This is a genomic window from Paramesorhizobium deserti, from assembly GCF_001558695.1.
GTDB lineage: Bacteria > Pseudomonadota > Alphaproteobacteria > Rhizobiales > Rhizobiaceae > Paramesorhizobium > Paramesorhizobium deserti.
Window position 1 is genome coordinate 321025 of record NZ_LNTU01000012.1, and the last position, 22986, is coordinate 344010.

A 22986-nucleotide genomic window follows, 5' to 3' on the forward strand; every position below is an offset into this window, starting at 1 on the left:
GAATGCGCCATGAACACCGCCAACCTTCAACTCGAAGGGCTCTGCCTTGCCGTCGCCTCGGTCAACCATCTGCTGGTTTCCAAGGGACTACTCTCGCAGGGTGAGATAGACACTGCCCTGCGCAAGGCCGAAGCGGCCATCGTCGGAGACGAACGCATTACCGGGCAGCTGTCGCCTGCCAACCGGGATGCGGTCTGCTTTCCCATCCGGCTGCTGCAGCTTGCCAATAATGCCGGCGCCGACACGCCGTGGTCGTTCTCGCATCTCGCCAAGCTGGTGGGTGAAACGAAGCGCCCCTATAACGATCAGATATAGCCTGGATTTCCGCAGGCGGCAGCGCAGCTCATATCCGCTTTCCTGCCTCGTCGAAGATATGCAGGTCGGCAGCGTTTGCGCCAACGCGTATCTTCGCCCCCGGCTCCACAACCGTCTTGCCAGCCACCCTGATGACGAGGCGCTCCTTTCCCGCATCGCCATAGATGAAGCTCTCCGCACCGACAGGCTCGATCGCCTGCACGACGATGTCGAGCGTCGCGTCCGGCCGGCTGCCGTTACTGTCGCCGGTCACGAGGAACAGGTTTTCCGGGCGGATGCCGAGCGTTGCCGCTTCCTTCGAAAATGACAGGCCCTCGCCGCCGATCGTGGTGCCGTCGACAAGCACTGGCCGCCCCTCGCCCGGCTTAAGGGCCAGGAGGTTCATCGGCGGTGCGCCGATGAAGCTCGCCACAAACAGGCTCGCCGGCTTCTCGTAGATTTCGAGTGGCGCGCCGATCTGCTCGACATTGCCGCCGTTCATGACGACGAGAATGTCGGCGAGCGTCATCGCCTCGAGCTGGTCGTGGGTGACATAGACGCTGGTGACACCCAGCGAACGCTGCAAATTCTTGATCTCGACGCGCATCTGGCCGCGCAGCTTGGCATCGAGATTGGAGAGCGGCTCGTCGAACAGGAAGACCTTCGGGTTGCGGACGATGGCGCGGCCCATGGCGACGCGCTGACGCTGGCCGCCCGAGAGCTCGCGCGGCCGGCGCGCCAGAAGATGCGCGAGTTCGAGCGTCGCGGCCGCCTCGCGGACGCGCCTGTCGATTTCGGGCTTCGCCATGCGGCGGTTGCGCAGGCCATAGGCCATGTTGTCATAGACGCTCATATGCGGATAGAGCGCGTAATTCTGGAACACCATGGCGATGTCGCGCTCGGCAGGCCCGAGATCGTTGACCACTCGCCCGTCGATGACGATCTCGCCCTCGGTGATCGATTCCAGGCCCGCGATCATGCGCAGAAGTGTCGATTTTCCGCAGCCGGACGGCCCGACCAGCACGCAGAGCGCGCCGTCAGGTATCGCCAGGTCCACTTTCTTCACGGCTTCGACGGCGCCGGCATAGACCTTGCGGACATTTTTCAAATCGAGGGTGGCCATTATTTCTCCGTTTCGACGAGACCGCGGACAAACCAGCGCTGCATGAGGACGACGACGAGGATCGGCGGCAGGATGGCGAGAATGCAGGTCACCATCACCAGGTGCCATTCGGTATCGGCATCGGCGAAGGAGATCATCTTGCGCAGCGCGATGACGATCGTTCCCATGTCATTGCGGTTGGTAACGAGCAGCGGCCAGAGATATTGCGTCCAGCCATAGATGAACTGGATGACGAAAAGCGCGGCTATGTTGGTTTTCGACAAGGGCAGCAGAATGTCCTTGAAAAAGCGCCACGGCCCAGCCCCGTCGACACGCGCCGCCTCGACCAGTTCGCCAGGGATGGTCATGAAGAACTGGCGAAACAGAAGGGTCGCGGTGGCGGAGGCCATCAGCGGTAGGGTCAATCCCGCATAGGTATCGATCAGCCCGAAATCGACCATCACCTTGTAGGTCGGCAGGATGCGGACCTCGACGGGCAGCATCAATGTGATGAAGATCAGCCAGAAGAAGGTCATGCGCAGCGGAAAGCGGAAGAAGACCACCGCATAGGCCGACAGGATGGAAATGAAGATCTTACCGACCGCGATCAGCACCGCGACGATGGTGCTGTTCCAGAGGAGCCGGTCGACGCCGACGCCGCCGATGCGCCCGATGCCGCCGAAGAGCGCCGTTGTGTAATTCTCGAGAAAATGACCGCCCGGGATCAGCGGCAGGGGCGGCCTGAGGATCGTCTGCAGCGAATGGGTCGAGGCGACGAAGGTGTAATAGATCGGAAAGGCGATGATGAAGACGCCGATGAGCAGAACGGTGTGAGCAATGATACGGCGCGAGGGTCTGTTGTCGATCATCTGATTCCCCGTCACCCGTAATGCACGCGGCGCTCGACATAGCGGAATTGAACCGCCGTCAGCGCGATGACGATCACCATCAGGATGACCGACTGGGCGGCAGATTCGCCCAGGATCAGATTGACGAAGCCATCATTATAGACCTTGTAGACGAGCGTCTCCGTGGCCTTGCCCGGACCGCCGCCCGTCACGGCATGGATGATGCCGAAGGTATCGAAGAAGGCGTAGACGGTGTTGATGACCAGAAGGAAGAAGCTCGTCGGCGCCAGCAGCGGGAAGATGATGGTCCAGAACCGTTTCGTCTCGCCCGCCCCGTCGATGCTTGCCGCCTCGACCAGTGATTTCGGTATCGCCTGCAGGCCGGCGACGAAGAACAGGAAATTATAGCTGATCTGCTTCCAGGCGGCTGCCGCGACGACGAGGATCATCGCCTGCGGGCCATTGAGAAGCGGATCCCAGCTGATCCCCAGCGAGCGGAGCATGACGGCAATCGTGCCAATCGACGGATTGAACAGGAACAGCCACAGCATGCCGGCGATGGCCGGGGCGACCGCATAGGGCCAGATCAGCAATGTGCGATAGATGCCGCGCCCCCGCACCACCTTGTCGGCCATAACAGCCAGATAAAGCGCGGGAACCATGGCGAACACGGCCGTGGCGACGGCGAAGATGATGGTGACCTGGAAGGAATGCAGGTAATTGGGATCGGCCAGCACATGCCTGAAATTGGCCAGCCCGACGAATTGCGTCGAGAGACCGAACGGGTCTTCCCTGAGCATGGATTGATAAAGCGCCTGCGACGCGGGCCAATAGAAGAATATGGCCGTAATCGCGAGCTGCGGCGCCAGAAGCAGATATGGCAGGACTTTGTTGGGGAAGATTGCGCGGGGCACTGGGTGGTCCTTCTGGCCGCCTACCTTCGTCATCCCCGGACTTTTCCCGAGGATCTACGACAGAGAAACATAGATCAGGACGGTTGCAGGCACTGTCATGAATGGCAGCGCCGTTTCCGTTTTCTTGTGGGCGATCCTCGGGACAAGCCCGAGGATGATGTTCGGTCCGGGTGTATCAGATTGCTCCTCATCCGCCTGCGTTCTTCGGACTATCCCCACACGGGGAGAAGAAGGAAGCGGCGACGTTAACGCCTCCCTCTCCCCTGCTTGCGGGGAGAGGTACGGATGCGGGGCAAGATTACTGGCCGATCGCCTGCTTGATCGCGGCATTGCCGCGAGAGACCGCACTGTCGAGAGCCTGCTGCGCCGTCTGTTGCCCGGCCAGCATCTTCTCGAACTCCTCGTTCTCGATATCGCGGACCTGAGGCAGGTTTACGAGACGGACGCCGCGCGAATTCTCGGTCGGCGCCTTGCCCATCATCTGGGTGATCGGCGTCTCGCGACCGGGATTCTTCTCGTAGAAGCCGGACGCCTTGGTTTCCTCATAGGCTTTCAGCGTGACGGGCAGATAACCCGATACCTGATGGAGCCGCGCCTGGATCTCGGGGCTGGAGAGGAAATTGAAGAAGGCCGCGATGCCCTTGTACTTCTCGTCCGACTTTCCGCCGAACACCCACAGGCTCGCACCGCCTGGAATGGTGTTCTGCGGTGCGCCTTCCGCCTCCGGCTCGTAGGGCAGTTGCCCGATGCCGTAATTCATGCCCGACTTGACGATATCGCCGAGGCCGCCCGATGATTCGGTCAGGATGCCGCATTCGCCGGCGAGGAAGATCTGCTTGGCCTCCGAGGTGCGGCCGCCATAACGGAACACGCCCTCCTTGGCGAGATCGGCGATCTCCTGGAAATGCTTCACATAAAGCGGCGCATTGATCTCCAGGTTAACGTCCAGCCCCGCAAGGCCATTTTCATTGGTGCCGTAAGGAAGATTGTTCCAGGCGGCGAAATTCTCCAGATGGATCCAGGTCAGCCAGGTCGAGGTATAGCCGCAAGGTGCTGCGCCACTGGTCTTGATCTTCTTGGCGGCTTCCCATACCTCGGGCCAGGTCTTCGGCGGGTTATCGACATCGAGACCGGCCTTCTGGAAGATATCCTTGTTATAATAAAGAATGGGCGACGAGCTGTTATAGGGGAAGGACAGCATGGTGCCATCAGGCTTCGAATAATAGGCGACGATCCCCGGCAGATACTGGCTCTTGTCGAAGGTGGCGCCGCCTTCCGACAGCACTTCCGCCACCGGCTTGACCGCACCTTCGGCCGCCATCATGACGCCGGTTCCGACGTCGAATACCTGGATGATGTCGGGCGCCTGCTTGGCGCGGAACGCGGCGATGCCGGCATTCAGCGTTTCCGGATAGGTTCCCTTGAAGACCGGAACGACCTTGTAATCGCTCTGGCTCTCGTTGAATTCCTTAGAGAGGGTCTCGACGACTTCGTTGTTGGCGCCGGTCATGGCGTGCCACCAACTGATCTCGGTGACGGCGAAGGAGGATGTCGAGGACATCAACAACGTCACGGCGGCAGCAAGGCCGGTGGAAATACCCCTGGATTTCATAATGGTCTCCCTTATTGCTGGCGTCATGAGCGCGCCGCTTGTGGCCAGTATCTGTTCTATGTGACAGTTGAACAACAGTTTATTTGCAGTTTTGTGAACAGTTGCGACCGCTATCCCCAGCCCAATCGCCGCGGCACAATTCCGCCGGCTTGCCGCCTTGGCCGGCAGCCCCGAAAAAGACGAAATTAATTTCTCTTTAAAGATGACAAAGGGCTTCATATATTTTCAGAATAGTTCTAAACTGCTCGCTATTTGGTGCCCCCTTCGGACGGCTCCGAAAGAAAAGGATCATCCCATGCGGCTTACTCGCCAGACCAATTATGCAATCCGGATGCTGATGTATTGCGCGGCCAACGAAGGCAGCCTCAGTCGCGTTCCGGATATCGCCAGGGCCTATTCCGTTTCGGAACTGTTTCTCTTCAAGATCCTGCAGCCGCTCGTGGAAAACGGGCTGGTCGAGACGGTGCGCGGCCGCAATGGCGGCGTGCGGCTGGGCAAGCCGGCCTCGCAGATCACGATTTTCGATGTGGTGCGCGTGACGGAAGAGAGCTTCGCCATGGCGGAATGCTTCGAGAACGACGCGGCCGAATGCCCCCTCGTCGACAGCTGCGCGCTCAACTCGGCGCTGCGCGAAGCGCTTGGCGCCTTCTTCGAGGTGCTGGCGAAATATTCGATAGCCGATCTCGTCAAGGCGCGGCCGAACGTCCGCTCGCTCCTGGGACTGGATGAGTTGCGGCCGCAACTGGCTGCGGGTTAAAGGAGCCCCTCTGGCCGTCATTCTCGGGACAAGCCCGAGAATGACGACGAGTCAGGAGCGTGGTCCCGCCAGCAGTTCCTTAAATTAGGATAGCCTCTACACCGCCGATTGCGGCAGGACGAAAGGCGCGCCGCTACCGGGCAGGACGCCGACCTTCAAAGCGCATTCATAGACGCGCAGGATGCGGTCGTCCGACAGCATATCGCGAGGCTCTCCAGCCGCATCGACCCGCCCGCGATGCATCATGACAATCCGGTCGGCGAACATCGCCGTGAGATTAAGATCATGCAGGATGGCGATGACGCCCCCGCCCTCTTCGGCAAAGCTTTTCGCGATGCGCATGATGATGAGCTGATGTTTGATATCGAGGCTCGACACCGGCTCGTCGAGAAAGAGATAGCGCGGCTCGCCGTCGAGAACGGGCTGCCAGACCTGGCAGAGCACGCGGGCCAATTGCACTCGCTGCTGCTCGCCGCCGGAAAGCTCCTGATAGAAGCGCCCGGAAAAACCTTCGAGATCGACCATGGCGAGCGCCCGGTCCGGCAGGGTTTCGATGTCGTGCGAGCCTGCCCCGGAATAGCCGCTGGTGAGACCCAGACGAACGATTTCCCGCACCGTATAGGGGAAGGCCAGCGAAGTCGCCTGCGGCAGCACGGCGCGTATGTTCGCCATCTGCCACGGTTTCAGTGTTTCGAACGGCCTGCTGTTGATCGACGCCTGCCCCGTGAAGGGCAGATCGCCCGAGAGAGCGCGCAGCAGCGTGGTCTTGCCGGAGCCGTTCGGCCCGACGATTGCCGTCAACTCGCCCGGCCGGGCCTGAAAATCGATGTTCTCGATGATCCGTTTGCGGCCGATAGCGACTGACAGGTTTCTGGCTTCGATCATGGCTGTCTCACAAATCGACGATCCCGCGCCGGCGCAGGAGAATCCAGAGGAAGAACGGTGCGCCAGCCAGCGCGGTGACGATGCCGATGGGCAGTTCCGCCGGGGCGACGATGGTGCGGCTCACCGCATCGGCGAGAAGCAACAGGATCGAGCCCAGCAGTGCCGATGCGGGCAGGAGGTAGCGGTGGTCCGGACCAATCACGAGGCGCAACAGATGCGGCACGATAATGCCGACAAAACCGATGCCTCCGCTCATCGCGACGGACGCGCCGACTGCCGCCGCGACGGTGACGATGGCGACATTCTTCAGCCGCTGCACGGGTATGCCAAGATGGTGAGCCGATGCCTCACCCAGTGCCAGCCCATTGAGGCCACGCCCCAGAAACGGCGCGGCAATGAGAGAGAGCAGGATAATAGGCCCGGAGGCCGCGATCTTGGTCCAGGTCGCGCCCGCAAGCGAGCCCATCTGCCAGAACATCAAATCCCGTAATTGCCGGTCGTCGGCGATGTAGATGAGCGCGCCGGTCAGCGCCACTCCCAGCGCAGCCAGGGCAATTCCGGCCAGCAGCATGGTGGCAACGGATGTCTGGCCGCGCCGCGTGGCTATGCCGTAAAGCAGGAAGGTGGTAACAAGACTGGTCAGGAAAGCCATGACCGGCAGGGTATAAATGCCCAAAACCGCCGCTGCCGGGGCGAGGACCGTGCCGCCGAAAATGATGGTGGCAAGCGCTCCGACACTAGCGCCTGACGAAACCCCGACAAGGCCGGGGTCGGCGAGCGGATTGCGGAAAAGTCCCTGCATGACCGCTCCCGAGACGGCGAGAGCGGAGCCGATCAGCACGCCCATGAAGATGCGTGGCAGGCGGATATCCATGACGATGAGACGGTCGCGCTGGGATAGCTCCGTCGAAAACAGCCAGTACTTGACGAGGCCCCAGGCGGAAGCGTCCGATGCACCGGCGGTGAGGCTGAACAGCGCGGTTGCGATGAGCAGGACGGCGAGCAGGGCAATCACGCCCCGGGCCATGCCGGAGCGGTCGCCGTGCTGGGGTCCTGCCCCATCGGCGATGGTGCGGACGAATTCCGTTCGCATCAGCATGGCGATATTACCGGGTACGCGGGCGGGATAGTACCCCCCTCTGTCCTGCCGGACATCTCCCCCTCAAGGGGGGAGATCATGCTGTCATCGACATTCGGCACCAATCGCACAGCTTGCAGAAGGAAAGTGGAGAGTCGTGTCAGCCAATCTCCCCCCTTGAGGGAGAGATGTCCGGCAGGACAGAAGGGGGTGTCTACAACCAGTGTTTCCATTTCAGCGCGAACCGCTCAATGCCGTGCCGCGTCGCCATAGAGCGCGACCGAAAGGTCATGCGCGGCGCTGGCCGTTCGCGGGCCGAAGCCCAGGAGATAGAGGGCATCCATGCGGATGAGCTTCTTGTTCGCGGCGGCAGGTGTGCCGGCGAAAGCCGGATTGCCGAAGATTTCCTCGTCGCTGGCCGCATGGTTGCCGGTGCGGTCCATCATCAGGATCACGTCGGGCGCGGCCTCGCCGATCGCCTCATCGGTCAATTGTTTGTAGCCATCATAGCCATCGATGGCGTTAACGCCGCCCGCAAGCTCGATGATGCCGTTCGCGGCGGTGTTTCTCCCGGAGGCCATGATCCGGCCCCCCTGCATCGACAGGATGAACAGGACGCGCTTGCGCTCCTTGACGGAGGATGCCGCCTTTTCGGCCGCCGCCAGATCAGCATCCGCCGACGCGGCAAGCTTCTCGGCCTTTTCCTCGACCCCCAGCGCCTTGCCGACGGCATGGATCTTTTCGAGTACGCCTTCGCGCGTGAAATGCTCCGGCACGATGACGAGGGGAATGGAAGCCTTTTTCAGCACATCGAGCGCCTCGCGCGGCCCGCTGCCCTCCAGAAGGACGATTCCCGACGGGTTGACCGAAAGGACACCCTCCGGCGACAGGGCGCGCATATAGCCGACATCGGGAAGCTCCTTCGCTTCCGGCGGGAAGATGCTCGTCGAGTCGACCGCGACGAGGCGTTTCTCCTCGCCAAGCGCATAGATGATCTCCGTCAGCGAGCCGCCGATGGAGACCAGTCTCGAACTATCTTCGATATGCGTGGTCTCTTCCGCTGGCGCGATTGTGGCCCCGGCGCAAGAAACAGCCATGGCAAGCAGCCCTGCCCGCACGGATTTGCCCAACAGGCGACGGAATCCCTTGTGCATCATCTCATTCCTTTCAGGCGGCAGTCGATTGACGCACGCGCGGCAAATTCTCGATGAGGAAGCGCCAGTCCTGCCGCTCGCCCTCGCCCTCATGCCTCTTGCCGAAAAACTGGATGATCATCTCGCCATTCGCGTTATAGGCTTCCAGCGACGTCACATGGCCGTCCCTGGTCGGCTTGCGGACGGCCCAGACCTCTTGGATATGGTCGGTGCGCAAATGGAGATGGAAAGTCGGGTCGAGCACGTTCAGCCACGGTCCCATCGTCTTCATCTCGCTGACTGGGCCGGAATGGATCTGGATGCAGCCGCGGTTTCCCACGAAGCACATGATCGGCAGCGCGATCTGCGCGGCATGGCTCATCATGGCGCCGACCGTCTGGCTGTCGAGCGGCCAGGCATATTCCTCGCCGATCACGTTGATCGCCTGATGCCTGTCCAGCTTGAAATCGCGCAACAGCCCGGCGAACTGGTGCACATCGGTCATCTGGCTCCAGCGGTGGCGGAAATCGTCACGGTCAAGCTCCTCGATACCACCGCGCGCCTTCTTCGCGCCCTGCGCTACCGTCTCGATGGTTTTCGACTGGTCATCGGACCGCATCGTCTCGACGAGAGCGTGATAGGCGTCGAGATCGGACTGCGTGCGCAAATGGATCTTGTGAACGGCCTCGCCCGCCTCGTCGAAGAACTGCAGGCTGCGGCGCACATCGTCGCCAACACGCTTTTCCACCGCAAACCCGTGCGCCCAGGCTTTGGGGAAAATGCGCAGGTCGATTTCCTTGCCCAACACCAGCGCCGCCCGCTGTCCCTGGACGACCTTGTCATAGACGCCGATCTTCTCGTGCACGGCGCTTTCGTTGCGGGTCAGCGCCATCACCTCGCCGACGGCGCCTATGCCGCCCAGCAGCGTATCGACATCCGGCCTGATGCGGATGACCGCGTCACCGCATTGCGCGGCGACATAATCGGCCTCCGAAATGTTCAAAGCTTGAGCGAATTCGCGCTCGCGCAGCTTCGGGTTTTCAGCGCGCGCGCGCAAGATTTCCTCGGGAGAAGGCTTGGAAGTGCCGGTCATGTGATATTGCCTATTTATTCAGGATGAGTTTGCCCTGACGGGTGATCTTGAGGCGGTAGAGCGAACCGGCATGCTCGATGCCGACTTCGGTGGAGCCGTCGAAGAGCTCGCTGCTGCCATAGGTTTTCAGTGGATGCTGCACCCGTTTGCGCGGTTCGACATACGGCGCGGATGCAAGCGAACCGGAGGACGATCCGGCCGCGCGCGGCAATTGAACCTTCATGTCGATGAAACTGCGTCTGTTCATTGCGCATCCCTTTCCATCCGGATGGGCGCATGACATATCGTCCGGCGCGCCCATCGCTTTTGTTGACTAAAATTATCATCTTTTTCCGCGCGCGCAATAGAGGAGTATATAACTCAACTTATGTGAAGCGCCGTTTCGGATGATGCAGGCGCGCCGGCATCGCTGGAGGTGAGATGCCGGTGCGAACTGGCCTAGAACCGCTGCGTCATGGAGATTTTGAAGGTGCGGCCCGGCTCGGTGTAATAATCCTTCGGGACGGAGCCGCTGTCCGGGATATCGAGCGCGTTCCAGTATTTCTTGTCAAAGATGTTGTAGACGCCCGCCTGGATGCGCAGCCCCTTGAACTGCTCCGGCTCCCACCAGCCCGTGGCGTCGAAGGTCGCATAGCCGGGCGTCTTGTTATAGTCGGAGTCGGGATTCTCGACCTTGTTGCGCCTGGCAACGGCGGTCATCATAAAATCGGTTCCCCAAGTCTCGGTCGCATAGCCGACACCCACGACGCCCTTCAGCGCGGGGACAGAGTTCAGATAGACATCCTCGTCCGTGTCCTTTCCGACCGCAAATGCGATGCCGCCCCAGGTCTTCCAGCCGTTCGAGAAGGCATAATGCGCCTTGGCTTCGGCGCCATAGATCTGCACATGAGCCCGGTTGACATATTCGGTGATGCCCATTGGGAACATGCCGGGCGGCACACCGGCTTCGGCCGCACTTACGCTGACGGCGTCGATGAAGTTCTTGTAGTAATTGTTGTAGATGCTGACGGACCCGCCGAAGCGATCGTCGCCGAACCTCGCACCGACGTCGAAACCATTGCTGGTTTCAGGCTCCAGATCCGGATTGCCGATCCGAAGATAGGTTCCCGGCCCGCCATAGGTCATATAGAGTTCGGTCGAGGAAGGCGCACGGAACGCCTGGGCCCATTGGGCGTAGAGCACGACATTCTCGGCAGCGTCCCATTCCGCGCGCAGCTTGGGCGAGAATTTCGAGTCGCTCGAATCCGCCGGATATCCGTCAAACGCGGGGTTCTTCTCATAGAGCGGCGTTTCCTGCGGATTGCGCTCATACCAGTCGAAACGCAGCCCCGGCGTGATGCGCAGCCGGTTGTCGTAAAGGGCGATCTGGTCTTCCACGAACAGGCCCAGCGTTCCGCCGTCCACCTCAGGCATCTCGGCCTGGTTGGTGTGGAGGAAAGCACAGCTGAAAATCGCAGGCGTACAATTATCCTCGCCGAGCGCCTGCTGCTTGACCGTGCTCACATAGCCGTCGACGCCGAACTTGAAAGTGTGAGTGTAGCCGCCGAACTCGACCGCCTTCAGGCCGATGGCGTTGATGCCGACATCGGTTTCCTCGATCGTGTTGTCGCGACGGTAATCGCCAACCGGCGGAGAACGGCGCACGGCGCTCGTGTCATCGCCCTCAGTGAGGCGCTGCCAGTAGAGAATGACGGAGGCCTGATCGAGCCAGGCATCGCCACTGCCGTCATAATCGTAACTGGCCGAAATCCGCTCGCGCTTGCGGGTTTTGTCTTCCCAGAACGAACCGGGCACATAAGTCGTCGTGGAGGAGTCGAGCTTGTGGACATCGTTGTTCAGATAGAAGCGCTCCGCCGTAAAGCCGAAGCGGTGCCCGCCATCAACATGCTGATGCAGCTTGAACAGCAGATTGTTCTGGTCGTATTCGGCCGGGTTCTTCTCTGTGCGGGTGACGCCATAGCCGCCGATATCGCCCATGTTTTCGCGTTCATGGCCGGTGCGGTAGCCACCCTGCAGCAGGATATAGGTGTTGTTCGCCCGCGCGGCCAATGCCTGATTGATGTTCCAACTGCGATCAGACGAGTCATAGGAGCCCTTGGTCAGGCTGCCCCAGCTCTTGCCTTCGGTCAGCAGATCTTCCGGGTTAAGCGTGCGCAGCGAGATGACGCCGCCCAGCGCGCCCGAGCCGAACAGGCTGGAATCCGCACCCCGGACGATATCGAGCGTCGACAGCGTATCGAAATCGACGGTCGAAATGCCACCCTGCACGCCGCGCGCGCCATCATCGAGCCATGGAATCCTGATGCCGTCGACCGTCGTCAGGACACGGTTTTCGCCGAGGCCGCGGATGTTGATGCTGTCGCTGGTGCGGTTGTAGTTAATGCCGGGATCGAGGCGGCCGATATCGTCGATGCGGTCGACCTGTCGTTCCTGCATGTCCCTGGCTGTTTTCCGCTCCGTCAGGACGGTGGGCGCGTTGATGCCCCTTTCCTGCCCCTCGACCACGATCGGCTTGAGCTCGATCGCGTCCTGCTTGTCCGCATCCTGCGCGCCCGCGCTTCCCATGAACGATACGTTCAGGGCGCCGACTGCCGCGCAGCTTAGCCAGAATCTTCTTGAAATGTTGCTCATAGCCCCACCTAACCCGCTTCAATTTTGAGAAAACGATGTGGCTGGCGCAGGCTGCGGCCTTAGCTGGCTATGCTTGTTTCGGACCGGCCGTTTTCGAACCATCATCCCCGACGAGCAGCATCGGCCTACAAAATATGATATTTTTAGTCAAGATAATAGTTGCGAGCAATCCCGCTTTGAAATAGCCTTTTGGAAACAATGGTTCGCAAGCAGGGGAGACGAGATGCAGCACCCGATGAAGACATGCCGATTTCTGACCGCGGTGTTGGCTTTTTCACTGGGTGCCGCCGGGCGGGCGCCGGCCCAGGAAACCGGGTCGGCGCCTGCCCTAAACCTGGAGCTCAACGCGCTCGACACGTCTGACAAGGGATGCCGCCTGACTTTCGTCGCCGCCAATCAGCTGAACGCCCAGCTCGACAAGGTGACCTTCGAGATGGTTCTCTTCAATACTGAGGAACGAGTGGAGCGTCTGGCCCTCCTCGACTTCAAGACATTGCCGGCCGGCAAGACCAAGGTGCGCCGTTTCGATCTTGCCAATATCGCGTGCGACAGCATCAGCCGTATATTGATCAACGACGCGACGGAATGTGCGGGCGAAGGCGTTGCCGAGGGCACGTGCATCAAGCAGTTGAAGACGAGCTCCAAATCGTCCGTCCGCTTCGGTATTTGAAAGGAATGCATGCATGTATATCGCCATGAACAGGTTTAGGGTTCAGGACGGTTCCGAGGAAGCATTCGAGAACGTCTGGAAAAACCGCGATTCGAGCCTGAAGGAATTGCCGGGGTTCGTTGAGTTCCATCTGCTGCGCGGCCCGCACAATGCTGATGAGAACTATACGCTCTATGCCTCGCATACCGTCTGGCGCAGCCAGGACGACTTCATCGCCTGGACCAAATCCGAGCATTTCCGCAACGCGCACAAGAATGCCGGCAACAACAAGGTGCTTTATCTCGGGCCGCCGCAGTTCGAAGGATTCAATGTCGTCGAAGGCGCGTGATTCCGCTCCTTCGATTTGCCAACGTCGGCAATTCCGGCCCTGGGGGATGCGAATCCCCTGGGGATTCCCCCCATGAGGCGATTTGACGCACATTCGGAGCCGGCCGCCGCGCAGCGCTTTTTTTTCCATTGCCGAAACAAATTCCTTACTTAAAGCTGGCACTTCCACTCAAGTTTAGAATTATTCTAACCTCTTGATATCTAGAACTATTCCAGAAGATAGAATTTGACATACGGACCGTCCCTCCCCCATATGAGAGGGCGCTTATCAAGTGCAACCCTTTGATGTTTGGGCCTTTAACCCTTTCGATTGGAGGAACCTGTGGTCGGTTCAGCATGGCCGTCAAGTAAAACGGCGACATATCCCTGGAATAGGCAAAGATATTTTGCGTTGAAAATGCGCCTGCATTCTGACGCTTTCTTGCCGACGACTTATTCACGGAACATCATTTCTTTGCATCGCATGGGTTTTGCGTTCTGATGCTTGTCTGCCACTGCAATATTATTACCCAGAAAGAGATCGAGGACACCATCATCGGGCTCCTCGACGAAGATTGCTGGCAACTTATTGTTCCGGCCAAGGTCTACCATGCCCTGCAGAAGCGCGGGCGCTGCTGTGGATGCTTCCCAAACGTTGTCGAAACGATCATAAAAGTGACCGAAGAATATCATCTTCGGCACGACCCTAACGATAGCGACGTCATATCGTTCATGGACCGTGTTCGTTCGCTACGTCAGCAATACGGGAGCATACAGCATGAAAGGCGAAATAAAGGTCATCGAGCGGCTTAACGAGGCGTTGTTCCTCGAGCTGGGCGCGGTCAACCAATACTGGCTGCACTACCGGCTCCTCGACGACTGGGGTTTCAAGCGCCTCGCCAACAAGGAGCGGGCCGAATCCATCGAAGAGATGCATCACGCGGATCGCATCATCGAGCGCATCATCTTCCTCGAAGGCCATCCGAACCTGCAGACCGTCGCACCACTGCGCATCGGCCAGAACGTCAAGGAAGTGCTGGAGGCGGATCTCAAGGGCGAATACGACGCCCGCACCTCCTACAAGAAATCCCGTGAAATCTGCGACGAACTCGGCGATTACGTCACCAAGCAGCTCTTCGACGAGCTTTTGAAGGACGAGGAGGGCCATATCGACTTCCTCGAAACCCAGCTCGACCTGCTCGCCAAGATCGGCGAGGAGCGTTACGGGCAGCTCAATGCGGCTCCGGCAGATTCCGCGGAGTAATTTCAAGACAGAGTGTTGGGGCACAGCCCTCACCTCCCACCGTTATCCTCGGGCTTGACCCGAGGATCCACGGCGAGAGGATTGAAATGGCGGCATTTACGAAATGGCCAGCTATGTGCTAATGCGCGCCAAATTTTAATGCAGGGTTCCCATATATGAGCGCTCCGCGCGTCAGCTTCGTTTCTCTCGGCTGCCCGAAGGCACTTGTCGATTCCGAACGTATCATCACCAGCCTCCGCTCCGAGGGCTACGAGATTTCGCGCAAGCATGACGGCGCCGACCTCGTGATCGTCAATACATGTGGCTTTCTCGATTCCGCGCGCGATGAATCGCTCGAAGCGATCGGTCTGGCGCTCAATGAAAACGGCAAGGTCATCGTCACCGGCTGCCTTGGTGCAGAGCCCGATGTCATCCGCGAAAAGCATCCCAACGTGCTGGCGATCACCGGACCGCAGGCCTATGAGAGCGTCATGACGGCGGTACACGAGGCCGCCCCGCCCGTGCATGATCCGTTCGTCGATCTGGTGCCGCCGCAGGGCGTCAAGCTGACGCCGCGCCATTATGCCTATCTCAAGATTTCGGAAGGCTGCTCCAATCGCTGCTCCTTCTGCATCATTCCGGCGCTGCGCGGCGATCTGGTGTCCCGTCCTGCCGCGGACGTGCTGCGCGAAGCGGAGCGGCTTGTGAAGGCCGGCGTCAAGGAAATCCTCGTTATCTCGCAGGATACCAGCGCCTATGGCGTCGATATCAAATATCAGGAAAGCGTCTGGCAGGACCGTCAGGTGCGCGCCAAGTTCATCGATCTGGCGCGCGAGCTGGGCGAGATGGGCGCTTGGGTGCGGATGCACTACGTCTACCCCTACCCGCATGTGGACGAGGTCATTCCGCTGATGGCGGAAGGCAAGATCCTGCCCTATCTCGACATTCCCTTCCAGCACGCCTCTCCTCAAGTGCTGAAATCCATGCGCCGCCCGGCGCATCAGGAGAAGACTTCGCGCCGCATTCAGGCCTGGCGCGAGACCTGTCCGGACCTCGCCGTCCGCTCCACCTTCATCGTCGGTTTCCCCGGCGAGACGGAGGAGGATTTCGAAATGCTGCTCGACTGGCTCGACGAGGCGAAGATCGACCGCGCCGGCTGCTTCAAATATGAGGCGGTGAAGGGTGCGAAGGCCAATGATCTCGGCCTGGAGATGGTGCCGGAGGAGGTCAAGGAAAGCCGCTGGCATCGCTTCATGGCCAAGCAGCAGCAGATTTCGGCAAATCTCCTGAAGAAGAAGGTCGGCAAGCGCCTGCCCGTGATCATCGACGAGGCCAACGGCACTGTTGCCAAAGGCCGCACGCGTTATGACGCGCCGGAGATCGACGGTTCCGTGCATATCCAGTCGCGGCGTCCCTTGCGCGTCGGCGATATCGTCACCGTCAAGATCGAGCAGAGCGATGCCTACGATCTGCACGGGATGGCCGTCTGATGCAGGAAGATCAGGCTTCACTGACATTCAGGAAAGCCGTCTTCAGCGACCTGCCCGAAATCGTGGCGATGCTGGCCGACGATGAGCTAGGCGCCAGGCGGGAGGACACGACCCTCCCCTTGCGCGCGGAATATCTCAAGGCATTCGAAGCCATCAATCAGGATCCCAACCAGTTTCTCGCCGTTGCGGAAGCGGGAGGCAAGGTTGTCGGCTGCCTGCAGATCACCTTCATTCCCGGCCTGTCGCGGATCGGCCTCTGGCGCGGCCAGATCGAAAGCGTGCGCATCTCGCGCGATTTCCGCGGCGGCGGCATCGGCCGCAAGATGATCACCTGGGCGATCGAGCAGTGCCGGGCGCGCAATTGCGGTACAGTCCAGCTGACGACAGACAAATTGCGCCTGGATGCCCACCGCTTCTACAAATCCCTGGGCTTCATCGACAGCCATGAGGGCATGAAGCTGACGCTTTAGATGAGAAGCGCTTACAGACGGAGCCGGGCCATGTTCAGCGCGTCGACATATCGGCCGGCTTTGAACGCAAAAGCACGGCTAACGCCTTCCTGTTCGAAGCCGAACTTCTCATAGAGGCGGATCGCCGGTTCATTATCGACATATACGTTGAGTTCAAGGCGTTTCAGCGCCAGCCAGTTGTCGGCCGCATCGGTGAGCGCCCCCAGCAGGGCCGTCCCGATCCCCCTGCCCTGATAATCATCATGCACGCCTATGGCGACCCAGGCGGCGTGAGAACGGCGCCCGGGATACCGGTTAAGGCTTGCATATCCGACGAGGCAGCCGTCAAGCTCAGCAACGATGCTGAGCCCATCCACACCCTGGTTTTCCAGCCATTTCCGGGTCCATTCGACGGAGTGGTACGGTAGCCGCAACGTCCCTGCCCGGAACCTCGGCAGGTTGATGAGCGCGGTCAGGGCCTCGCAGTCCTCGGCTCGTGCCGCACGCAGGGAAAGATTCACGGCGCCGGCATGGGGCCGAATGTTGCGGTTCGCAGGATCGTCTTCAGAAATCATTTTCGCTCTCCAATTCAGCCAAGGAGAGCGGCGGGGCATGACCCTGCTCGGCCTTGGCAGGGTTCACAGGGCTATGGACGCGCGGCTAATACGACACGAATCCTGCTCCCCCTTTCCGAAGCATGGTTATAAAGGTCATTATTGAAATTCGCACTACCATAGGATGCGTTATACCACTCAGGCGCGCCATGCAATCTCCGCCATTGCGCCTTCGCTTGCACTGCGCATCACCAACCCCTCCCCCCTCCGACGCATTTTTTCTCGACCTAGCCGCCATGGACAGGCATTCTTGAGGAACATTTGCCCCTTTGGATGATTCCGAAGGAGGCAATCTCCGGAAGTGCGTAGCCAGACCTCGATCCTATCAAGCCCGGCCAGATTCTTGGAGTATCCCATGCCTGAAAGCCCGACGAGCGCCACCCTGTCTTCCAACCGAGCGGAGGGGCAATCGGCATGTTCGGGCTGACCGCACTGGAACTGGCGCGCATCCAGTTCGGCTTCACCATCTCCTTCCACATCATCTTTCCAGCCATCACCATCGGTCTTGCCAGCTATCTGGTGGTGCTGGAAGGCCTGTGGCTGTGGAAGCGCGACGAGGTCTATCGCGACCTCTATCATTTCTGGCTGAAGGTTTTCGCCATCAACTTCGCCATGGGCGTCGTCTCGGGCCTCGTCATGGCCTATCAGTTCGGCACCAACTGGAGTTATTTCTCGGCCTTCGCCGGCAGCATCACCGGGCCGCTTCTCACCTATGAGGTGCTGACCGCCTTTTTCCTCGAGGCAGGCTTCCTCGGCGTCATGCTCTTCGGCTGGAACAAGGTCGGCCCCGGCCTGCACTGGTTCGCCACCATCATGGTGGCGGGCGGGACGATCATCTCCACCTTCTGGATCCTCGCTTCCAACAGCTGGATGCAGACGCCGCAGGGCTTCGAGATCATTGATGGCCGGGTGGTGCCCGTCGACTGGCTGAAGGTCATCTTCAACCCGTCCTTCCCCTTCCGGCTGGCGCATATGACGGTCGCCGCCTATCTCGCCACCGCGCTTTTCGTCGGCGCTTCCGGCGCCTGGCACCTTTTGCGCCGCGACGACACGCGCGCGACCCGCACCATGCTCTCCATGGCCATGTGGATGATCGCAATCGTCGCACCCATCCAGATCGCCATCGGCGATGCCCACGGGCTCAACACGCTCAAGCACCAGCCGGCCAAGATCGCCGCCGTCGAGGGCCATTGGGAGAACAAGCCAGGCGAATCGGTGCCGCTCATTCTTTTCGGCTGGCCTGACATGGAGGCCGAGACGACCCGTTATGCCATCGAGATCCCCGAACTCGGCAGCCTCATCCTGACGCATGAATGGGGCGGCACGATTCCGGGCCTCAAGGAATTCGCACCCGAGGACAGGCCGAATTCCACCATCGTGTTCTGGACCTTCCGCATCATGGTAGGGCTGGGCTTTCTCATGCTGTTCCTCGGCCTGATCAGCCTGTGGCTGCGCTACAGGAACCAGCTTTATCAGTCGAAGCCGTTCCTGCGTTTCGCCCTGGCCATGGGGCCTTCCGGCCTGATCGCCATACTGGCGGGATGGTACACCACCGAGATTGGCCGTCAGCCCTGGGTGGTCTACGGCATCATGCGCACCAAGGACGCCGTCTCCGACCATTCGGTGCTCGCCATGTCCGCCACGCTCGGCCTGTTCATCGTGATGTACTTCGCTGTCTTCGGAACGGGCGTCAGCTATATGCTGAAGCTGGTGGCGAAGGGGCCGGACACCTTCGTGGATACCCGCGAACAGGGCCAGACCGAGCGCGCCGCGCGGCCGCTCTCCGCCGCGCCCGACGACATCGATCCTGCTCCTGACAGAACTGGGGATTAACATCATGGGCATCGATCTTCCGCTTATCTGGGCCATCATCATCGCCTTCGGGCTGATGATGTATGTCATCATGGACGGGTTCGATCTCGGGATCGGCATTATCTTTCCCTTCATCCCCGACCGCACCGACCGGGACACCATGGTCAATACCGTCGCCCCCGTCTGGGACGGCAACGAGACATGGCTCGCCATGGGCGGCGCGGGGCTGCTGGCGGCCTTTCCGCTCGCCTATTCCGTCGTCCTCTCCGCGCTCTACCTGCCGGCGGTGCTGATGCTCGCCGGCCTGATCTGGCGCGGCGTCGCCTTCGAGTTCCGCTTCAAGTCGGACGAGGCGCACAAGCCCTTCTGGGACAAGGCCTTCGCCTGGGGCTCCTATATCGCCACCATCTCGCAGGGCATGATCCTGGGTTCCTTCATCAACGGCTTCGAGGTGGTCGACGGCGCCTATCGCGGCGGCGCGCTCGACTGGATAAGCCCGTTCAGCCTGTTCACTGGCGTTGCCCTCGTCGTCGCCTATGCGCTTCTCGGCTGCACCTGGCTGATCATGAAGACCGAGGGACCGCTGCAGCAGGAAATGCGAAAGCTGGCAAAGCCCGGCGTGCTGGCGCTGCTCGTGATGATCGGCATCGTCAGCATATGGACGCCGCTCGCCCATCCAGCCGTTGCCGCCCGCTGGTTCTCCTTGCCAAACATGTTCTATTTCGCCCCCGTCCCCGTGCTGGTGATCGCCGTGACATGGGCGATGCTCCGCCTGCTCAAGGGCGAGCCGCATGCCTCACCGTTCCTTCTGACGCTGCTGCTTCTGTTTCTAGGCTATAGCGGCCTCGCCATCAGCCTGTGGCCGAACATCATCCCGCCTTCTATCTCCATCTGGGATGCGGCGGCGCCGCCGCAGAGCATGGGCTTCACCCTGGTCGGCGCGCTGTTCATCATTCCCTTCATTCTCGCCTATACGGCATGGTCCTATTATGTCTTCCGCGGCAAGGTCAGGGCCGGCGAGGGTTATCACTGATGCCGCAGAGCCCGACGATCACCAAACGCCTGTGGCTGCGCCGTTTGGGCTGGCTGGTGCTCATATGGAGTTTAAGCGTGGCGGCGCTTGGCCTGGTGGCATGGCTGTTCCGCGTCTTCATGGGGCTTGCTGGGCTGACCTTGTGATATCGGCGGGAGGGAGAAAAACGGATGGATCGTAATAAAACGGCAGTGCTGGCACGGATCACCGGAAAGGTGCAGGGCGTGAGCTTCCGCATGTGGGCACGCGCCGAAGCCATGAAGCTGGGTCTGACCGGCTGGGTGCGCAACGAGAAGGATGGTTCGGTGAAGGCCCTGATCGCCGGGCCGGAAGAGGCTGTATCGACCATGCTGAAGCGGCTTCGCCAGGGGCCACCGGGCGCCTCCGTCTCCGGTGTCGTCTCCGAGAAGGCCGATCCCGACGAATGGCCGGAGACCTTCAGCATTACGGGGTAGGCTATAAATCTTCTGCACCGTTGGTGTTGCTGTAAAGACGAGGAATGGATCCGAGTGACAAGCACTGGGATCCATTCCTCACCCTTTCCACTGCCTCAACGGCGCAGAACGGCCCAGCAGTTCACCCCTTGACCTTCCCACGATTGGAAACCCTATCTTGCACTCACTTGAGAAAATGAAAGGGTGAATCATGGCTGAGTGCTGTCACGATCATGGGCATAAGGGGCACGAGCATCACAAGCACGGAGCGGCGCATTCGGATGATGGCCTCGTCCGCGATCCCGTTTGCGGAATGACGGTCGATCCCAATGCCGGAAAGCCGACCGCCGAATATGAGGGGCAGGTGTTTCATTTCTGCTCCGCCGGCTGCAAGACGAAGTTCCACGCCGATCCGGCGCGCTATGCAAGCGGCGAGCCGGTGCAACAGGAACCAGCCAAGCCAGGCGCCCTCTATACCTGCCCGATGCATCCCGAGATCATCCGGGACAAGCCCGGCTCCTGCCCGATCTGCGGCATGGCGCTCGAGCCGATGGGCGTCCCCACCGGTGACGAGGGTCCAAACCCGGAGCTCATCGATTTCACCCGCCGCTTCTGGATAAGTGCCGCCTGCTCCATCCCGCTGCTCATCCTCACCATGGGGCCGATGTTCGGCCTGCCCGTCCGTGAGTGGTTCGGCGAGCGAACGTCGGCCTGGCTGGAGCTCGTCCTGGCCACCCCCGTCATCCTCTGGGCAGCCCTGCCCTTCTTCAAACGCGGCTGGGATTCCATTCTCAACCGCAGCCCCAATATGTGGACGCTGATCTCGATCGGCGTCGGCACCGCCTATGGCTACAGCGTCGTGGCGACGCTCTTCCCCGACATGTTCCCCCATTCCTTCCGCGGCCATGGCGGCTCGGTGCCCGTCTATTTCGAGGCGGCGGCCGTCATCGTCGCGCTCGTCTTCCTCGGCCAGGTGCTGGAGTTGAAGGCGCGCGAGCGCACGGGATCGTCGATCCGCGCCCTCCTCGACCTCGCCCCCAAGACCGCCCGCCGCATCACTGAAGATGGATCAGAGACGGATGTGCCGCTCGACCAGGTGCATGTCGGCGACCGGCTGCGCATCCGCCCAGGCGATTCCGTCCCGGTCGACGGCGTCGTCACCGAAGGCCGCTCCTCGATCGACGAATCGATGATCACCGGCGAACCCGTCCCCGTCGAAAAGGTGGAAGGCGAAAAAGTCACCGGCGGCACGCTCAACAAGAACGGCTCCCTCATCATCCGTGCCGAGAAGATCGGCGCAGAGACCATGCTGTCGCAGATCGTCGAGATGGTGGCCAAGGCGCAGCGCTCGCGCGCGCCCATCCAGGGCCTTGCCGATGCGGTCTCCTTCTATTTCGTGCCGGCAGTGGTGTTGATCGCCATCATCGCCTTCGCCGTCTGGGCGACGATCGGGCCCGAGCCGCGGATGATCTATGCCATCGTCTCCGCCGTCTCGGTGCTGATCATCGCCTGCCCCTGCGCCCTCGGGCTCGCCACGCCGATGTCGGTGATGACCGCCACCGGACGCGGTGCGCAGGCCGGCGTCCTCGCCAAGGACGCCGAGGCGCTGGAGCGCTTCGCCAGGGTTGACACCATCATCGTCGACAAGACGGGCACGCTCACCGAGGGCAAGCCGAAGCTGACCGATGTCATCGCTGTGCCAGGCTTTGCGGAGGATGAGCTGCTTGTCCTCGCCGCGAGCCTTGAGCGCGGCTCGGAACACCCGCTCGCCGAAGCGATCGTTGATGGCGCGCAGGCCCGTGGCGCCAAGCTGATGGACACGAAGAATTTCGATGCGGTCACGGGCAAGGGCGTTCAGGGCGAAATCTCAGGTAAGGCAGTGGCGCTCGGCAATGCCGCGATGATGGAGGGCTTGAGCCTCTCCGTCGCTGCCCTGAAAGATAAAGCCGATGAACTGCGCTCGGCGGGCAAGACGGCGATGTATGTCGCCGTCGACGGCAAGGTGGCCGGCCTTGTCGCCGTCGCCGATCCGATCAAGGAAAACGCGGCGGATGCGATCCGTCAGTTGCACGCTCGCGGCCTGAAGATCATCATGGCGACCGGCGACGAGGAGCGCACGGCAAAGGCCGTCGCTGCCAAGCTCGGCATCGACGAGGTGCGGGCCGGCGTCCTGCCGGAAGGCAAGAAGGCGCTCATCGACGACCTGCAAGCAAAGGGCGCGAAGGTCGCGATGGCCGGTGACGGCGTCAACGACGCCCCGGCGCTTGCGGCCGCCCATGTCGGCATCGCCATGGGCACCGGCGCCGATGTCGCCATGGAAAGCGCGGGGATCACGCTGGTGAAGGGCGATCTCACCGGCATCGTCCGCGCTCGCCACCTGGCGGAAGCGACGATCCGCAACATCAAGCAGAACCTATTCTTTGCCTTCATCTACAATGCGCTCGGCGTGCCTGTTGCGGCGGGCCTGCTCTATCCTGTCTTCGGCACCCTGCTCTCGCCGGTGATCGCGGCGGCGGCGATGAGCCTGTCATCCGTCTCGGTGATCAGCAACGCCCTGCGGCTTCGCACCGTGAAACTCTGAATACGAA

General features: G+C 60.9%; 24 protein-coding genes. 13 read left to right on the plus strand and 11 right to left on the minus strand.

Features of this window, described 5'->3' with window-relative positions:
* Positions 1-9 precede the first annotated feature (9 nt).
* Entirely contained in the window at positions 10-315 is a 306-nt protein-coding gene (locus tag ATN84_RS10600) for a hypothetical protein (RefSeq protein ID WP_068881979.1), read from the plus strand.
* Between the two features lie 28 nt (positions 316-343).
* Here the strand turns inward: ATN84_RS10600 and ATN84_RS10605 are convergent, their stop codons facing one another.
* The 4 genes from ATN84_RS10605 to ugpB form a co-directional block, all read right to left on the minus strand.
* Positions 344-1417, minus strand: coding sequence for a sn-glycerol-3-phosphate import ATP-binding protein UgpC (locus ATN84_RS10605; RefSeq protein ID WP_068881609.1), 1074 nt, complete (start codon positions 1415-1417; stop codon positions 344-346).
* Positions 1417-2265: a sn-glycerol-3-phosphate ABC transporter permease UgpE gene (ugpE, locus tag ATN84_RS10610; protein ID WP_068881610.1), complete on the minus strand. Its 849-nt coding sequence runs from the start codon at positions 2263-2265 to the stop codon at positions 1417-1419. Before ugpE ends, ATN84_RS10605 begins: the two co-directional genes overlap by 1 nt.
* Before the next feature lie 11 nt (positions 2266-2276).
* On the minus strand, positions 2277-3191 hold the full coding sequence (gene ugpA / locus ATN84_RS10615) for a sn-glycerol-3-phosphate ABC transporter permease UgpA (RefSeq protein ID WP_068881611.1): 915 nt from the start codon (positions 3189-3191) through the stop codon (positions 2277-2279).
* 265 nt (positions 3192-3456) lie between these two features.
* Complete coding sequence (gene ugpB / locus ATN84_RS10620) at positions 3457-4770, minus strand: sn-glycerol-3-phosphate ABC transporter substrate-binding protein UgpB (RefSeq protein WP_068881612.1); 1314 nt, start codon at positions 4768-4770, stop codon at positions 3457-3459.
* Between the two features lie 295 nt (positions 4771-5065).
* On the opposite strand from ugpB, the gene rirA reads away from it, so the two are divergent.
* Positions 5066-5527 (plus strand): iron-responsive transcriptional regulator RirA, encoded by a 462-nt coding sequence (gene rirA / locus ATN84_RS10625; RefSeq protein WP_068881613.1) that lies wholly within the window; start codon positions 5066-5068, stop codon positions 5525-5527.
* A gap of 96 nt (positions 5528-5623) precedes the next feature.
* On the opposite strand, the gene ATN84_RS10630 is transcribed toward rirA, so the two are convergent.
* The 6 genes from ATN84_RS10630 to ATN84_RS10655 form a co-directional block, all read right to left on the minus strand.
* The gene (locus tag ATN84_RS10630; RefSeq protein ID WP_068881614.1) at positions 5624-6412 is read right to left on the minus strand and encodes a heme ABC transporter ATP-binding protein; all 789 of its coding nucleotides are present in this window, start codon (positions 6410-6412) and stop codon (positions 5624-5626) included.
* Positions 6413-6419: 7 nt separating this feature from the next.
* Complete coding sequence (locus ATN84_RS10635; protein ID WP_068881980.1) at positions 6420-7505, minus strand: FecCD family ABC transporter permease; 1086 nt, start codon at positions 7503-7505, stop codon at positions 6420-6422.
* Between the two features lie 233 nt (positions 7506-7738).
* Positions 7739-8647, minus strand: a complete 909-nt coding sequence (locus ATN84_RS10640) for a heme/hemin ABC transporter substrate-binding protein (protein ID WP_425287391.1) — start codon at positions 8645-8647, stop codon at positions 7739-7741.
* 10 nt (positions 8648-8657) lie between these two features.
* Positions 8658-9716: a hemin-degrading factor gene (locus tag ATN84_RS10645; RefSeq protein ID WP_068881615.1), complete on the minus strand. Its 1059-nt coding sequence runs from the start codon at positions 9714-9716 to the stop codon at positions 8658-8660.
* A 10-nt stretch (positions 9717-9726) separates the two neighbouring features.
* A complete protein-coding gene (hemP, locus tag ATN84_RS10650) occupies positions 9727-9963 on the minus strand; it encodes a hemin uptake protein HemP (RefSeq protein WP_068881982.1) in 237 nt (78 codons plus the stop codon).
* A 191-nt stretch (positions 9964-10154) separates the two neighbouring features.
* On the minus strand, positions 10155-12347 hold the full coding sequence (locus ATN84_RS10655) for a TonB-dependent hemoglobin/transferrin/lactoferrin family receptor (protein ID WP_068881616.1): 2193 nt from the start codon (positions 12345-12347) through the stop codon (positions 10155-10157).
* A gap of 37 nt (positions 12348-12384) precedes the next feature.
* On the opposite strand from ATN84_RS10655, the gene ATN84_RS10660 reads away from it, so the two are divergent.
* The 6 genes from ATN84_RS10660 to ATN84_RS10685 all read left to right on the plus strand — a co-directional run bounded on the left by ATN84_RS10660 (position 12385) and on the right by ATN84_RS10685 (position 16526).
* Complete coding sequence (locus tag ATN84_RS10660) at positions 12385-13017, plus strand: hypothetical protein (RefSeq protein ID WP_342027678.1); 633 nt, start codon at positions 12385-12387, stop codon at positions 13015-13017.
* Positions 13018-13030: 13 nt separating this feature from the next.
* Entirely contained in the window at positions 13031-13345 is a 315-nt protein-coding gene (gene hmuQ / locus ATN84_RS10665; RefSeq protein WP_068881618.1) for a heme-degrading protein HmuQ, read from the plus strand.
* A gap of 479 nt (positions 13346-13824) precedes the next feature.
* Positions 13825-14136, plus strand: coding sequence for a (2Fe-2S)-binding protein (locus tag ATN84_RS25990; protein WP_082766227.1), 312 nt, complete (start codon positions 13825-13827; stop codon positions 14134-14136).
* Positions 14102-14587: a bacterioferritin gene (gene bfr, locus ATN84_RS10675; RefSeq protein WP_068881620.1), complete on the plus strand. Its 486-nt coding sequence runs from the start codon at positions 14102-14104 to the stop codon at positions 14585-14587. The genes ATN84_RS25990 and bfr overlap by 35 nt, the downstream gene beginning before the upstream one ends.
* A gap of 155 nt (positions 14588-14742) precedes the next feature.
* Positions 14743-16056, plus strand: a complete 1314-nt coding sequence (gene rimO, locus ATN84_RS10680; protein ID WP_068881621.1) for a 30S ribosomal protein S12 methylthiotransferase RimO — start codon at positions 14743-14745, stop codon at positions 16054-16056.
* Complete coding sequence (locus ATN84_RS10685; protein WP_068881622.1) at positions 16056-16526, plus strand: GNAT family N-acetyltransferase; 471 nt, start codon at positions 16056-16058, stop codon at positions 16524-16526. The genes rimO and ATN84_RS10685 overlap by 1 nt, the downstream gene beginning before the upstream one ends.
* 11 nt (positions 16527-16537) lie before the next feature.
* Here ATN84_RS10685 and ATN84_RS10690 read toward each other — a convergent pair whose 3' ends face one another.
* Positions 16538-17080 carry a GNAT family N-acetyltransferase gene (locus ATN84_RS10690; protein WP_068881623.1) on the minus strand — a complete coding sequence of 181 codons (543 nt, stop codon included), beginning with the start codon at positions 17078-17080 and terminating at the stop codon, positions 16538-16540.
* A 453-nt stretch (positions 17081-17533) separates the two neighbouring features.
* On the opposite strand from ATN84_RS10690, the gene ATN84_RS10700 reads away from it, so the two are divergent.
* The 5 genes from ATN84_RS10700 to ATN84_RS10715 all read left to right on the plus strand — a co-directional run bounded on the left by ATN84_RS10700 (position 17534) and on the right by ATN84_RS10715 (position 22979).
* Positions 17534-18952 carry a cytochrome ubiquinol oxidase subunit I gene (locus tag ATN84_RS10700; RefSeq protein WP_068881625.1) on the plus strand — a complete coding sequence of 473 codons (1419 nt, stop codon included), beginning with the start codon at positions 17534-17536 and terminating at the stop codon, positions 18950-18952.
* Between the two features lie 4 nt (positions 18953-18956).
* Positions 18957-19964, plus strand: a complete 1008-nt coding sequence (gene cydB, locus ATN84_RS10705; protein ID WP_068881626.1) for a cytochrome d ubiquinol oxidase subunit II — start codon at positions 18957-18959, stop codon at positions 19962-19964.
* A complete protein-coding gene (locus tag ATN84_RS25995) occupies positions 19964-20110 on the plus strand; it encodes a DUF2474 domain-containing protein (protein WP_082766228.1) in 147 nt (48 codons plus the stop codon). The genes cydB and ATN84_RS25995 overlap by 1 nt, the downstream gene beginning before the upstream one ends.
* Positions 20111-20134: 24 nt before the next feature.
* Positions 20135-20419: an acylphosphatase gene (locus ATN84_RS10710; RefSeq protein WP_068881627.1), complete on the plus strand. Its 285-nt coding sequence runs from the start codon at positions 20135-20137 to the stop codon at positions 20417-20419.
* A gap of 190 nt (positions 20420-20609) precedes the next feature.
* Positions 20610-22979, plus strand: a complete 2370-nt coding sequence (locus ATN84_RS10715) for a heavy metal translocating P-type ATPase (RefSeq protein WP_068881628.1) — start codon at positions 20610-20612, stop codon at positions 22977-22979.
* Positions 22980-22986 lie beyond the last annotated feature (7 nt).

Coding starts and splice junctions, on each gene's coding strand:
- ATN84_RS10645 (WP_068881615.1), bottom strand. CDS start 9,716: ATGACCGGCACTTCCAAGCCTTCTCCCGAGGAAATCTTGCGCGCGCGC.
- ugpA (WP_068881611.1), bottom strand. CDS start 3,191: ATGACGAAGGTAGGCGGCCAGAAGGACCACCCAGTGCCCCGCGCAATC.
- ATN84_RS10640 (WP_425287391.1), bottom strand. CDS start 8,647: ATGATGCACAAGGGATTCCGTCGCCTGTTGGGCAAATCCGTGCGGGCA.
- rirA (WP_068881613.1), top strand. CDS start 5,066: ATGCGGCTTACTCGCCAGACCAATTATGCAATCCGGATGCTGATGTAT.
- ATN84_RS10685 (WP_068881622.1), top strand. CDS start 16,056: ATGCAGGAAGATCAGGCTTCACTGACATTCAGGAAAGCCGTCTTCAGC.
- ATN84_RS25990 (WP_082766227.1), top strand. CDS start 13,825: ATGCTTGTCTGCCACTGCAATATTATTACCCAGAAAGAGATCGAGGAC.
- ATN84_RS10715 (WP_068881628.1), top strand. CDS start 20,610: ATGGCTGAGTGCTGTCACGATCATGGGCATAAGGGGCACGAGCATCAC.
- ATN84_RS10635 (WP_068881980.1), bottom strand. CDS start 7,505: ATGCGAACGGAATTCGTCCGCACCATCGCCGATGGGGCAGGACCCCAG.
- ATN84_RS25995 (WP_082766228.1), top strand. CDS start 19,964: ATGCCGCAGAGCCCGACGATCACCAAACGCCTGTGGCTGCGCCGTTTG.
- hmuQ (WP_068881618.1), top strand. CDS start 13,031: ATGTATATCGCCATGAACAGGTTTAGGGTTCAGGACGGTTCCGAGGAA.
- ATN84_RS10700 (WP_068881625.1), top strand. CDS start 17,534: ATGTTCGGGCTGACCGCACTGGAACTGGCGCGCATCCAGTTCGGCTTC.
- hemP (WP_068881982.1), bottom strand. CDS start 9,963: ATGAACAGACGCAGTTTCATCGACATGAAGGTTCAATTGCCGCGCGCG.
- rimO (WP_068881621.1), top strand. CDS start 14,743: ATGAGCGCTCCGCGCGTCAGCTTCGTTTCTCTCGGCTGCCCGAAGGCA.
- ATN84_RS10600 (WP_068881979.1), top strand. CDS start 10: ATGAACACCGCCAACCTTCAACTCGAAGGGCTCTGCCTTGCCGTCGCC.
- ATN84_RS10690 (WP_068881623.1), bottom strand. CDS start 17,080: ATGATTTCTGAAGACGATCCTGCGAACCGCAACATTCGGCCCCATGCC.
- ATN84_RS10605 (WP_068881609.1), bottom strand. CDS start 1,417: ATGGCCACCCTCGATTTGAAAAATGTCCGCAAGGTCTATGCCGGCGCC.
- ATN84_RS10710 (WP_068881627.1), top strand. CDS start 20,135: ATGGATCGTAATAAAACGGCAGTGCTGGCACGGATCACCGGAAAGGTG.
- cydB (WP_068881626.1), top strand. CDS start 18,957: ATGGGCATCGATCTTCCGCTTATCTGGGCCATCATCATCGCCTTCGGG.
- ugpE (WP_068881610.1), bottom strand. CDS start 2,265: ATGATCGACAACAGACCCTCGCGCCGTATCATTGCTCACACCGTTCTG.
- ATN84_RS10630 (WP_068881614.1), bottom strand. CDS start 6,412: ATGATCGAAGCCAGAAACCTGTCAGTCGCTATCGGCCGCAAACGGATC.
- ugpB (WP_068881612.1), bottom strand. CDS start 4,770: ATGAAATCCAGGGGTATTTCCACCGGCCTTGCTGCCGCCGTGACGTTG.
- ATN84_RS10655 (WP_068881616.1), bottom strand. CDS start 12,347: ATGAGCAACATTTCAAGAAGATTCTGGCTAAGCTGCGCGGCAGTCGGC.
- bfr (WP_068881620.1), top strand. CDS start 14,102: ATGAAAGGCGAAATAAAGGTCATCGAGCGGCTTAACGAGGCGTTGTTC.